Source organism: Chitinophaga sp. W3I9 (genome assembly GCF_050434025.1).
Lineage (GTDB): Bacteria > Bacteroidota > Bacteroidia > Chitinophagales > Chitinophagaceae > Chitinophaga.
Map to the genome: position 1 here is coordinate 947,565 of NZ_JBNPWC010000001.1, position 12,573 is coordinate 960,137.

General features: G+C 46.0%; 12 protein-coding genes and 1 tRNA gene. 7 read left to right on the forward strand and 6 right to left on the reverse strand.

Annotation, left to right across the window (positions count from 1 at the left end):
- Window positions 1-120: 120 nt before the first annotated feature.
- On the reverse strand, window positions 121-897 hold the full coding sequence (locus QFZ51_RS04185) for an enoyl-CoA hydratase-related protein (RefSeq protein WP_429043481.1): 777 nt from the start codon (window positions 895-897) through the stop codon (window positions 121-123).
- 22 nt (window positions 898-919) lie between these two features.
- A complete protein-coding gene (locus QFZ51_RS04190) occupies window positions 920-2,905 on the reverse strand; it encodes a prolyl oligopeptidase family serine peptidase (RefSeq protein WP_429043483.1) in 1,986 nt (661 codons plus the stop codon).
- 135 nt (window positions 2,906-3,040) lie between these two features.
- Here QFZ51_RS04190 and QFZ51_RS04195 point away from each other — a divergent pair, with 135 nt between their 5' ends.
- The 5 genes from QFZ51_RS04195 to QFZ51_RS04215 all read left to right on the forward strand — a co-directional run bounded on the left by QFZ51_RS04195 (window position 3,041) and on the right by QFZ51_RS04215 (window position 6,467).
- A complete protein-coding gene (locus tag QFZ51_RS04195) occupies window positions 3,041-3,562 on the forward strand; it encodes a hypothetical protein (protein ID WP_429043486.1) in 522 nt (173 codons plus the stop codon).
- A complete protein-coding gene (gene hflX, locus QFZ51_RS04200) occupies window positions 3,475-4,233 on the forward strand; it encodes a GTPase HflX (protein ID WP_429043489.1) in 759 nt (252 codons plus the stop codon). Before QFZ51_RS04195 ends, hflX begins: the two co-directional genes overlap by 88 nt.
- A complete protein-coding gene (locus QFZ51_RS04205; RefSeq protein ID WP_429043491.1) occupies window positions 4,233-4,574 on the forward strand; it encodes a Rieske (2Fe-2S) protein in 342 nt (113 codons plus the stop codon). Before hflX ends, QFZ51_RS04205 begins: the two co-directional genes overlap by 1 nt.
- A 70-nt stretch (window positions 4,575-4,644) precedes the next feature.
- Window positions 4,645-6,267, forward strand: coding sequence for an ArnT family glycosyltransferase (locus tag QFZ51_RS04210; protein ID WP_429043494.1), 1,623 nt, complete (start codon window positions 4,645-4,647; stop codon window positions 6,265-6,267).
- 126 nt (window positions 6,268-6,393) lie between these two features.
- Window positions 6,394-6,467: transfer RNA gene (locus QFZ51_RS04215), tRNA-Asn, on the forward strand.
- A gap of 80 nt (window positions 6,468-6,547) precedes the next feature.
- Here QFZ51_RS04215 and QFZ51_RS04220 read toward each other — a convergent pair.
- Window positions 6,548-7,465, reverse strand: coding sequence for a restriction endonuclease (locus tag QFZ51_RS04220; protein ID WP_429043497.1), 918 nt, complete (start codon window positions 7,463-7,465; stop codon window positions 6,548-6,550).
- Window positions 7,466-7,872: 407 nt separating this feature from the next.
- Here QFZ51_RS04220 and QFZ51_RS04225 point away from each other — a divergent pair, with 407 nt between their 5' ends.
- Both QFZ51_RS04225 and QFZ51_RS04230 read left to right on the forward strand, forming a co-directional pair.
- Entirely contained in the window at window positions 7,873-8,511 is a 639-nt protein-coding gene (locus QFZ51_RS04225; RefSeq protein ID WP_429043499.1) for a type IV toxin-antitoxin system AbiEi family antitoxin domain-containing protein, read from the forward strand.
- Window positions 8,508-9,359: a nucleotidyl transferase AbiEii/AbiGii toxin family protein gene (locus QFZ51_RS04230; RefSeq protein WP_370909049.1), complete on the forward strand. Its 852-nt coding sequence runs from the start codon at window positions 8,508-8,510 to the stop codon at window positions 9,357-9,359. The genes QFZ51_RS04225 and QFZ51_RS04230 overlap by 4 nt, the downstream gene beginning before the upstream one ends.
- 94 nt (window positions 9,360-9,453) lie before the next feature.
- Here the strand turns inward: QFZ51_RS04230 and QFZ51_RS04235 are convergent, their stop codons facing one another.
- The 3 genes from QFZ51_RS04235 to QFZ51_RS04245 are packed head-to-tail and all read right to left on the reverse strand — an operon-like array spanning window position 9,454 to window position 12,569.
- Window positions 9,454-10,383 (reverse strand): DUF5007 domain-containing protein, encoded by a 930-nt coding sequence (locus QFZ51_RS04235; RefSeq protein ID WP_429043502.1) that lies wholly within the window; start codon window positions 10,381-10,383, stop codon window positions 9,454-9,456.
- Window positions 10,384-10,401: 18 nt separating this feature from the next.
- Window positions 10,402-11,073, reverse strand: coding sequence for a hypothetical protein (locus tag QFZ51_RS04240; RefSeq protein WP_429043504.1), 672 nt, complete (start codon window positions 11,071-11,073; stop codon window positions 10,402-10,404).
- A gap of 29 nt (window positions 11,074-11,102) precedes the next feature.
- Window positions 11,103-12,569: a RagB/SusD family nutrient uptake outer membrane protein gene (locus QFZ51_RS04245; protein ID WP_429043507.1), complete on the reverse strand. Its 1,467-nt coding sequence runs from the start codon at window positions 12,567-12,569 to the stop codon at window positions 11,103-11,105.
- Between the last annotated feature and the right edge of the window lie 4 nt (window positions 12,570-12,573).

A 12,573-nucleotide genomic window follows, 5' to 3' on the forward strand; every position in this document is an offset into this window, starting at 1 on the left:
TATTTGTTTAAGCGGATTGTAACAGCCTCCGGGCTTTTATATAAAGAAAACGGCCTGGGTTTAACACCTGGGCCGTTTTTTATTGGGAGATAATCAGAGCGATCTCTTATCTTTTACCGGTTACTCACCTTTGAATACAGGCTTTCTTTTTTCAAGGAAAGCCTGGATCCCCTCCGCGTTATCGGCAGAGTTGCCGGCAATTTCCTGGCAATATGCTTCATACTCGAGTACTTCATCGAGGTTTTCCGTCATGCCTTTGGTGAGCATTTTTTTCATGAGTGCAATGGCTTTCGTAGGTGCGGCAGCGTAGTAAGCGGTTTCCGCCTGTACGGCGGCATCCAGTTCGGCAGCAGGCACCACTTTGTTTACCAGGCCCAGTTTTAATGCTTCCGCCGCGCTGATTTTACTGGCTTTGGTGGCCAGTTCAAACGCCCGGTGGTAGCCCACGGTACGGGGCAGGAAATACGAGGAGCCGGAATCCAGTACCAGGGCGATGTTTACAAAAATTTCTATCATAGTAGCTTCCTCGCTGGCAATGATCACATCGCAGGCCAGTGCAATGGAACATCCGGCGCCGGCCGCCATGCCATTAAGCCGGCAGATAACCGGCTTGGGCATATTGCGGATAGCGCGTATAATCGGGTTATAGCGTTTGCGCAGCGATTCGCTCAGGTCGCGCTTTCCCGACTCCATAGAAGCCTTGAGGTCCTGTCCACTGCTGAAAGCCTTGCCGGCGCCTGTTAACACTACCACCCTCACTGCCGGATCTTTTTCTGCTTTCTTTAATGCGTCCTGTAGCTCATAGCTGAGCGGATCATTAAACGCATTGTATACTTCAGGCCTGTTTAACGTGATGGTGGCAATACCATCCTGAATATCCAGTAATAAAGCAGCCATGATAATATGGTTAATAAGTGATTTACAGGGTTTCTTTCAGCCAGTTGAAGAACTCGCGCTGCCATACGATGGCGTTCTGCGGTTTCAGCACCCAGTGGTTTTCTTCCGGGAAGTACAGCAGCTTGCTTTTAATGCCTTTCAGCTGCGCCAGCTGGAAGGCCTGCAGGCCCTGTTCAATAGGAACGCGGAAGTCGATACCACCCTGGATGATCAGAATAGGTGTATTCCATTTATTGGCGTATTCACTTGGGTTGAAATGTTTGTAGCCATTGGCATTGGCGGGGTCCCAGTAAGCGCCGATATCCCAGTTGGCAAACCACAGTTCTTCGGTAGTACCGTACCAGCTTTTCAGGTCGAATAAGCCATCGTGGGCGATAAAGCTTTTGAAGCGGTTTTCGTGTACCCCTGCCAGCATGTATACGGAGTAGCCGCCGTAACTGGCGCCTACAGCGCCTAAGCGGGCTTTGTCCACATAACTTTCCTTGCTCACATCATCAATAGCGCTCAGGTAATCTTTGATCGGTTGCCCGCCCCAGTCCTTACTGATAGATGCATTCCATTCTACGCCGTGACCCGGCATCCCTCTTCTGTTGGGGGCCACCACGATGTAACCCTGGGATGCCATCAGCTGGAAATTCCAGCGGTAGGAGTAAAACTGCGATACGGCCGATTGCGGTCCGCCCTGGCAATACAGCAGGGTCGGATATTTTTTAGCAGGATCAAAATCCGGCGGGAAGATCACCCAGGTAAGCATATCCTTACCGTCCGTGGTTTTTACCCAGCGCTTTTCAATTTTGCACATGCCTATTTTATCGTAAGCGGCTTTGTTTACGCTGGTAAGCGGGGTAACGGCGCCTTTCTGCAGGTCCACAGTAAACAGTTCCGCTGCATGGTTCATATCTGTGCGGGACACAACCAGGGTGTTACCGGATTGTGCCAGCATATCGTTGATATCGAAGTCGCCGGTGGTTACCTGGCGTATATGCTTTTCCGTTGTTTGGGCGATATTTTTCTGCAGGGCAATTTCCAGCAGCTGTTCTGTGCCTTTTATTACGGCCAGGAAATATATCTTTTTACCGTCGTTGCTGAAGCGAGAAGAAGCAGCGGTGCCATCCCAGCCCCTGGTAAGGTTGGTGATAACGCCGGTAGCGCGATCCATGATGATTACATCATTTTTATCTGCTTCATAGCCATCGCGGGCCATGCTTAACCAGGTGAGGTATTTGCCGTCCTGGCTGAAGGTGGGCGCCACATCGTAGCCCATCATTCCTTCGGAGAGATTGCGGGTGGCTTTGGTATCCAGGTTATATTCGTAGATATCCGTATTGGTGCTGATGGCGTAATCTTTTCCGAATTTTTTCTTACAAACATAAATTACACTTTTCCCGTCGTGGCTCCAGATCATATCTTCAGGGCCACCGGAGGGCATTTGCGGGCAATCGTGTGGTTCTTCCGCCATAATATCTACGGGCGTGCCTACTTCGCCATTATTGTAAGTGGCATAAAAAACGTGGGAGAAATTGCCATCTTCCCAGGTATCCCAGTGGCGGTAGTTCAGGTTATCGTAGATCTGCACATTGGATTTCGGAAGATCCGCGTAGTGGTCGCTGCCGGATATCTTCTTTATTTTTACTTCTTTCGAAAACAAAATATGCTTCCCGTCGGGAGAAATGCGGATGTTCTGCATTCCGCCGTCCACGTTGGTTTTTTGCACCGGGTCAGATCCATCGGCATTCATTTCATACCACTGTCCTTTGAGGGAGAAACCAATTTTGTTGCCGGGTAATACGGCTACATCTCCTTCTGCGCCGGGTGTTTGCGTGAGTTGCTTTGCGGCGCCGCCTGCCAGCGGGATCGCATAGAGGTTCTTCTCGCTTTTGTTCTCTGCCATATTGATCTGAGATACGCCATAGATAACGGTTTTGCCGTCAGCACTCAACGCCTCTCCACTCACCCGTCCAAGTTGCCATAGCAATTCGGGTGTCATCTTATCCTGGGCTACTGCCATAGTTGATATTAATAGTCCTGTCAGTAAAAAAGGTTTAAACATGATATCGAAAGGTTGTTTTGGATCGGGTAAATGTAGGAAGAAATGGCGTAGCGATTAAATTCTCTGTAAATTTGCTTCAAATTCTGAAATAACTTGATTGAGAAAAAACAAGTAGTACAAAAAGAGGAAAGAGCCGTCATAGTTGGTGTTATTACCAAAGACCAGACAGAGCGCCAGGTGAATGAGTTTCTGGATGAGCTGATGTTCCTGGCGGAAACTGCGGGAGCTACGGCTGTTAAGCGCTTTACCCAGCGGCTGGCGCATCCCGACAGGGCCACCTTTGTAGGGAAAGGTAAGCTGGAAGAAATCCAGCAGTTTATTGCAGGCAGGGATATATCACTGGTTATATTTGATGATGAGCTTACCGGCTCACAGATCGCCAATATTGAAAAGGTGCTGAAAGTAAAAGTGATCGACCGTAGTGACCTGATCCTGGATATCTTCGCCCACCGTGCCCGCACGGCGCAGGCAAGGGTGCAGGTAGAGCTGGCGCGCAGTACCAGTATATCCTGCCACGTTTGCGCGGTATGTGGAGTCACCTGGAAAGACAGGGAGGCGGTATCGGCAGCAGGGGGCCTGGTGAAACAGAAATTGAAACGGATCGCCGTATTGTAAAAGATAAAATATCGCTGCTGCGTAAACGCCTGGAGGATATCGACCGCCAATCCCTTACCCAGCGTAAGGAACGCGGCGAATTTATCCGTGTGGCGCTGGTGGGGTATACCAACGTTGGCAAAAGCACCCTCATGAACCTGCTCAGCAAAAGTGAGGTGTTTGCAGAAAACAAACTGTTTGCTACCCTGGATACCACCACCCGTAAGGTAGTATTCGATCAAACGCCTTTCCTGCTCAGCGATACGGTAGGATTTATCCGTAAACTGCCCCACCACCTGGTGGAAAGCTTCAAATCCACGCTGGATGAGGTACGCGAGAGCGATATCCTGATCCATGTGGTAGATATTTCCCATCCGCAGTATGAAGAGCAGATTGAAGTGGTGAACCGCACGCTGCAGGAACTGAAAGCGTTTGAGAAGCCCACCATCATGATCTTTAACAAGATGGACCTGTACGAGGCCAACACCTTTGATAAATGGCTGGAGCCGGAAATCAAACAGGATATCCTGAACACTCTGAAACAGGACTGGGAAACAAAAACCCAGGGGAATTGTGTATTCATTTCCGCATTGGAAAAAAGGAACATCGAGGAACTGCGCAAAACCATTCTGGACAAGGTAACCCAATTGTACAAGGAGCGCTTCCCGTATAAAACCGAATTCTTCTACTAATGGCCAAAGAATATTCCTGGTATAAATTAGAAGAAGGCCGTTTGCCCTTTGCAGAGAAAGAGATCAGTGTAATGGAGGTAAATGGCAAAAAAATTTGCTGCACCCTGCACCAGGGGCAGCTTTTTGCCTTTGCATATAAATGTCCGCATGCCGGTGGCATTATGGCCGATGGAGTGATAGATGCCGCCGGTAATGTGGTATGCCCGCTGCACCGTTATAAGTTCAGTCTTAAAAATGGGTACAATAGCAGCGGGGAAGGATATTACCTGAAAACGTATCCCATAGAGCAGCGTGAAGACGGGCCCTGGCTGGGCATGGAGAAAAGCGGCTGGTTCTGGTAAAATAATTATCTTTTTGTTAAGAGTGATCGTCGTATTTGAAGTAACCGGTATATGCCTGTAACTTTTCGTTATGCTGACTACAACTGTTACACGCTCATTTGTTCTCTCTGAAAAACAAGTATGGCTGCTCATCACCGCTATGCTGATACTATTGCAGTTTAGTGCCCTTTTTGTACCCATCCTGGAACCCGACGGCGCGCTGTATGCCGGCATCGCCAAAACCATGGTGATTAAACACGACTACTGGAATCTTTATGCCGATGGTCATGACTGGCTCGACAAGCCCCACTTCCCTTTCTGGATGGCCGTTATCAGCTTCCAGCTTTTTGGTATTCACACCTGGTCGTATAAATTGCCCGCCATCCTTTTTTTGCTGATGGGCGCCTGGTACACTTACCGTTTTGCACTTCATTTATATGATGAAAAAATAGCCCGCTGGGCCGTGTGTATCTTACTTACGGCCGAACATCTTGTTATATCCAACAATGATGTACGAGCAGAGCCTTATCTCACGGGGCTGATTATTGCGGCAGTGTATCATTTCTACCGCCGTGGCATCCTCCTGGGCGCCCTTTTTACGGCCTTTGCCATCATGACGAAGGGGTTGTTCGCCCTGGTGCCGGTTTGCGCTGCTATTGGCGGTCATTTACTGTTTACACGCAACTGGAAAGAGCTGTTTCACTGGCGTTGGGCGCTGGCAGTAGTACTGATAGCGCTTTTCATTACACCGGAGCTGTATGCCCTGTACCAGCAATTCGACCAGCACCCGGAGAAAATTGTATTCGGCGCTACCAGCGTATCAGGCATCCGCTTTTTCTTCTGGGACAGCCAGTTCGGGCGCTTTATGAACACCGGTCCCATCAAGGGTTCCGGCGATCCATTCTTCTTTTTTCATACACTCCTGTGGGCTTTCCTTCCCTGGTCGGTGATGCTGTACGCAGCGATCATCATCTTCATAAAAAAATGGAAACAGCAAAAGGAATACTACTGCATTTGCGCAGCCCTGGCCACTTTTGCATTGTTTTCACTCTCCCGTTTCCAGCTGCCGCACTACCTGAACATCATCTTTCCGTTTTTTGCCATCCTTACCGCCCATTATATTTTATCGCTGCAAACAGAAAAAGGGCTGAAATTTTTCCGGGTTACACAGTATACTATCATCATCCTGATAGCCGTTGCAGGCGTAGTAATCGACCTTCTGTACAAGCCGGCTATGCATTATGCGTGGCTGCTGCTGGCCGCCGCCCTGCTCCTGCTTTACCTGCTGCTGCACTACTGGCTGGATAAATCTACCCGGCAGGCCGTATTTTACCGCACCATTTCCATCAGTATTCTGCTGAACCTTTACCTGAACACTATTTTATATCCCGATATGATGCAATACCAAAGCGGAAGTACAGCAGCAGCCTATGCTAATGCTCATCTTCCCGGTAAAAGCATCGGCCTGTATCAGGCAAATTCCTATGCCTTCGACTTTTATTTGCAGGCGCCGGTGTTACGTCCTGATTCCGCTACTGCACTCGTTTTTACTACTCCCGATGCCGTGACTTCCCTGCAACAGCAGGGATATACCTGCACAGTGATCCGGTCGTTCCCGCATTTTTATGTGAGCAAACTGGATTTGCCATTTATCCGCAAGGCGACACGGGCGGGCGCTTTAGGGGAAAGGCTGCTGGTGGCAGTGAAAAAATAGGATTGTTTAACCCGCTATGGCGGCCGGTTTCTAATTTTTTTCTAAAAAAAATGAAATAAGATTTTGCAAAAATGAAAATTTACCTATTTTTGCAATCCCAAATCGTGCAAACGATACGGGAAACACTCCTCCTTAGCTCAGTTGGTTAGAGCATCTGACTGTTAATCAGAGGGTCTCTGGTTCAAGTCCAGAAGGGGGAGCGAAGAAAAAGAAGCCTTACTAAGTAAGGCTTCTTTCGTTTATAGAAGTGGAGGTTGAGATGCTTACCGGATCAAGTTGATTATTCTTCAAAATAATCATTGTCCAGACGTTTAATATCATAAGATCTCTGTACCGATACGCCAAGATTATAATCAATCATTAATTGTGCTAGTTGCACGCCATCTATCAATACAATCTTTGTTTCGTTTTTAGGGGCATAGTTAAGTGCATCCTTTGAAAAAGATGAAGTGGTGATAAAGATCCCTTTCTTCGCTCCCTGCCCGGCTAAAGCCCCAACAAACTTGTGCAACTCCGGCCTGCCGACAATGTTGCCTGCTTGCCATCTCTTTGCCTGAATATAGATAATATCCAGCCCTAATTTATCTTCTTTAATGGTCCCATCAATCCCTTCATCGCCAGTTTTCCCAATCGCTTTTCCAGCGTCCTTCATAGAACCACCATAACCCATTTTTACCAATAATTCCACAACCAAACGCTCAAAGAAAGCCGGACTTAATCGACGAACTGTATCGATAAGTTCCTGTGCCAGGGATTGGCGTATACTTTGGTAGGCAAGATCGATTGTTTCTTCGGGAGTTTGTTTTTCTACTTGAGTAGTATCGAGCTGCTCCAATGATCCAGATTCTTCTTTTTTTATGTTCTGGAACTCTACAAACTCAGGAAATTGTTTGAGTAAATTGTTGTCGATCTTCTTCGGATTTCCTTTTAATACCTGTAAGCCCCGCTCGGTTATACAAACTACTCCTCTTCTAGGAGAGTCTAACAAACCTGCTTTTTTCAAATAAGTTCTCGCCCAACCAACCCGGTTCGCAAACAATAGGGATTGACCGCTGGGAAGAAGTTCACTCATTTCTTCCTCAGTTAACTTGAATTGTTTGCCTAGTAAAGCTATTACATCCTTAAACAAGTATTCTTTTCGATCAGATAACTGCTTCAATAGAGGCAACATTATTGTTTGATAGTCCGGTATTGGCATAACACTAGCTATTTTTTTTGTCCTTTTTATCAATTTACCAAACCCACTTTTTGCTCACTCCAATTATAAGAAGATTGAATCAATTTATTGCCATTAATCTGAATAGCTTGTCTAATTGTCCTGTTGTAACATTGGCAGAAGTCAATCGCGAAGGAAAGACAGTTGTTGGTTCGTTCAAGATTAGTCAAGATTTTTTCAAATATTGCTTTCACTTTTTCTTCAAACTGGTCTCTCACATTTATGTTCAAAGGCATACCTACCTGCTGGCAATGAATAGTAATTTATGTAAATTTTTTACGAGTAAATCGGTTAGTTTCCGGCTTGCCAGCGACTTTTTTGACATAATATTGTTAATTTTTTAGCGTATAATCGGAAATAATCCGATTTTTGCATCAAATTCTTACAATATGAGTTTCAGGGATGCCGTATATGAATACGCGGAAGAGCCACTCACCAGGCAAATCATGATGGATCTGCTAAAGGATTTTAAGCGACCAAACGATAAAATAAATGAGTTGATCAAAAAAGGAGAGTTAACAAGCATAAAGAAAGGGCTGTATGTGACCGGACCTAAAATCAATATTGCCAAGCCTGAACCTTTTCTGATAGCCAATCATCTCTGGGGGCCAAGCTATGTATCCATGGATGCCGCCCTTTCATACTGGGGATTGATTCCCGAAAAGGTATTTGAGATTAGTTCCCTTACTACCAAAATATCGAAGATGTATAAAACTTCAATTGGTAGATTTAGTTACATAAATGCCCCGTTACCTTATTACTCCTTTGGGATTAAAAGTGTTCAACTTACTCCCAAACAGGTTGCTTTAATCGCCTCTCCGGAAAAAGCGATTTGTGATAAAATAATTACAACATCTGGTATAATTCTACGCAGCTCCAGGCAAGCACGGGAATATTTAGTTGATGATCTAAGAATAGATGACGAGAAATTGCGCGAACTTGACCTGGGTGCCATTAGTTCCTGGATCAAGGATGCTCCCAAGAAAGAAAGCTTATCTATGCTGGTAAAAACAATCAAGAGCTTATGATCAAGGAATGGATTCAGGAATATAATCCTCAAAATAAAGAACAAGCGGAATCCGCATTGCGGGAAATCATGCAGGAAGTTGCCCTGGCAGGTTTACAAAGAACAGGCTTTTTTGAGAAAGCAGCTTTTTATGGTGGTACAGCTCTCAGAATATTTTACGGTCTAAACAGGTTCTCTGAAGACCTGGATTTTTCTCTGCTTGAAGTGAACCCGGACTTTTCTCTTGAGGCATATTTTGAAGGGATCATTAAGGAGTTTGAGGCTATTGGAATGAAAGTAAGCATTAGAGAGAAAAAGAAAACTAATCAAACCAATATAGACTCCGCATTTTTAAAATCCGAGACCGTTTGGAAAGAGCTGATCCTTGACGGAATTATACCACAGGCAGGGGTACAAGCTTCTCCAAGTATAAGGATTAAAATAGAAATAGATCGTGAGCCTCCTCTCGGTTTTGAAACAGAAGAGAAGCTTCTATTACGACCGTTTTCCTTTTATGTGAAATGCTTTACGTTGCCGAATCTCTTTGCAGGAAAAATGCATGCATTGCTCTTTCGCAAATGGGGAACGCGGGTAAAAGGTAGGGATTGGTATGATCTCGAATGGTATATCAAGAAGGGAATAGTGCTCGACTTGCATCACTTTCTGCTTCGCGCGCAGGATACCGGTGATTGGATGGAAGACACCATTACACAAGATCAATTGATCGAATTATTAAAAACAAAAATCGATGCTGTTTCCTTTGATCGTATCCGGGAAGATATTGTAAGGTTTATACCGGATGCTTCTGCACTTGATATTTGGAGTCCCCAATATTTTAAAGACCTGGTAGATAAGCTAAAGACAAAGTAAGCCATCAATTATTCCAGCAACGAAGCGTCATAAAATGAAATGGGCTGACCCGAAAGTATTTCGCTTCCTGATCAGCCCACTTTATATAAAAGCCTTAATTATACTTCAGCTTAATCGTCACCTTCCAAATCCCTTCTTTCAGAATAGACATATCAAACCAATAATTGAAATAGTCGCCATTGATTTCACCGTTGTTATACATATCAATTCTCAGCACCTGCCCTGCTACGAAAGGCAGCGGAAACCCCGCTATTTCGAGTTCCAGGTGATCCGGGAATTCCGTGTATTTGGTAGGATTGTTCAGGCCCAGGTTATGCCAGTCTTTTAAATCTGTTACGCCGGGGGTACTGGAATAATCGTATCCGAATAATAATTTCGGGTCAACTGCGGAGCCATCTTTTTTCAATACGTACACCAGTATTTTGTTGCCGGTATTTACCTGCCGTTCAAATGTTACATCAATGCCGGTGAGTTTACCGTCGATGCCGGAGAACCGGTAGGTATAGGGCAAAGCGTAGCTCACGTCTATTGTCAGCGCAGCTTTTATCACCCTTTCACCGGAGCTGTTCTTTACTTTCACATCTATGGTATATTTCCCTTTAGTGAGCAGTAAAGAATCGGTGGCTTCGGGGTAGATCACAATGTTGCCATTCTCCGGGTTGATGTCTATGGCCGGGCGGTTTACCTTTTGACGTTTGGTATCCAGTTCCTGCACCGTTTTTTCTTTCCCGGTGTATTCCGCCTGCCAGAAGTAGGTATCTACTTTGTAGCCCAATACTTTATCGGCGCGCTTGCCATCCTCCGTGTAAATGCCGTCGATGGTGAATTCCAGCGGCTTGGTGGATTCATCGGTTACCATGGCTCCGGATTGAATCAGCGACGCGCCTACGGCTACTTTAATGGAAGGATTGGTATATTTCAGCGCCGGACTTAAAAAGCCGTCGCTGCTGTCTTTGGTGCATGATATAGCGAACAGAGTGACAGCCAGCCATAGTATGCACGTTATTTTTATTGATATTTTCATGATAAAAAATAGTTAGGATTATCTGAAATATTTCTGCTTCAATCCGGCAGCGAAACTGGAGCCGTAGGTTAATACATGTACTACTGCATTGGCAGTAATCATGTTGTGTGTTTGGATACCACCGGTATATTTGATAGAGTCGATACCCGGTATTTTTAGATGCTCATACTCTACATAGAACGCGGATGTTTGTAAAGAACTGCCGGCACTTACACCGCCTCCCCTGCCATAAATGAACAGACTGTCGCCGTTGAGGGCTCTATAGTATTTCGATTTATCTTTTAAGGCTTGTTCCAGCGTTATTTTTACATTGGGGATGAGGAACCTGCCGAGTAATTTCAGCAAGGTATCTTTCCCGATGTTTTCCAATGGTCTCAAGGCCTGCCGATCGTCGGGGTTGAAGTTCATTTGCAGCCGCATCACGGCGTTGTTAGGCGCTGCGAAAAAAGTGATGTTGGATTGGTTTACGATCGACTTGGCATCTGTGAGGTCAATGATTTTAACCAGGGAGTCGAACATGTGGTTGGACCTGCTTTTCAGGAAATCGTATAAGGGCATGTTCTTTTCGGCTTCGGATTGCTGTGAGAGGCCACCATCCAGGTAGTAGTCATTTTTCCTGCAGGACGCCAGTACAAGCACGGCGCCTACTGCAAGGAGTATAGCTGTTTTTAACGAAGTAAGTTTGTTCATACTATATCTTTATCAAGAAATGGGAGTAATTATTTCCAGAATTCATTCTGTGTAATCATGAAATTGCTTTTGGCAATGATACCCTGGTCGATTGGTAACAGCCATGCGCCTTTTTTGAACCAGTCGCCATCCGTAATTTTCGAATCCTTATCCAGCTTTCTTGTTCTTACCAGGTCAAAGAAATATTGCCCTTCTCCAAGCAGCTCTTTTTTACGTTCAAGCAGGATGGTATCCTGCAGGTTTCCTCCGCCGGTATAAGGTGTGGCAAATGCGCGCTCCCGTACTTTATTAAGAAGCACAATGGCTTCTGCTGTTCGGCCAACTGCCGGGGTGGCGAGGGCTTCTGCCCGCAGCAGCATAATATCCGGCAGGCGGGTAATAATAATGTTAGACTCGTTGATGTTCTGGGTAGAAGTATCACCTTTTAACTGTAAGGTTCTGTATTTTCCCAGGAAGATGCGGTCTTCGTTCACGCCCTGCAGATAGGTTTCGCGGATAAACCAGGTGAATAACCGTGCATCCCGCGCACCGGGTGTGAACATCACATTGATCTGTTGCCTGGTAGGACACAGTAAGTAACGGTCGCTTCCGCCGCCGCCATCGGATTGATCTTTGTACCAGGGCCTTCCCAATGTTCTGTTGTATACGCGGTTCTTTTGTACTTCTCTTAAATTGGCATCGAAGTTAAACTCAAAGATGCCTTCCGTCGATTTGCCAATAAAAATGCTGAGGAGATTGGTGGTATCTGTAACCAAACTATAAGGGCCTTTGGTGATTACGCTGTCGCATAATTTCTCGCAGCCGGCGAAGTCCTGCAACCAGCCCAGTACATGTGCCTTGATCGCCCAGGCCGCGCCCCTGGTTGCTCTTACGGCCTTGTCGCCGTCGCCATAGTCCAGTTCCAGGTTGCTGATGGCTACATCCAGGTCTGCTTTGATCTGGTTGAATACATCTGCCTGCGGTGTTCTGGATAAATTATCCGTGTTCACGCTTTTCAGGTTCAGCGGTACATCTCCCCAAAAACGAACCAGGTAAAAGTAAGTAAGCGCCCTTATAAAGCTGGCTTCTCCAATATGTCTTTTCCGCAGTGACTCATCGTAGGAAGTAATCGCCGGGATCTTTTCCAGCAGCAGGTTACATTGTGCAATAGCAGTATAGAACTGGTTCCAGTTGCCGCCGCCGTTGTTGAATAAAGCGGATGCCGTATTGGTAGCGATGTTGGTTTCTACGCGTACGTTCGAACTTTGCGAGTAACTGGAAAATACATCTGCACGCACGTCGCCCATGAGGAAGATTTTATCCGGCACTACTGTGCGAAGCAGCGAGTAGGCACTGGCGATGCCTTTCTCAACATCGGAAGATGAGGTGATGGCATTGGCAGCAGTAGGAAGTTCTATGATCTCCGGGTCGAGTATTTTTTTACAGGAAAATAATAATGCGAAGGAGGCCAGTAGTACGCACACAATTTTGTTTTTCCGGGTAGTTATTATTTTCATATGC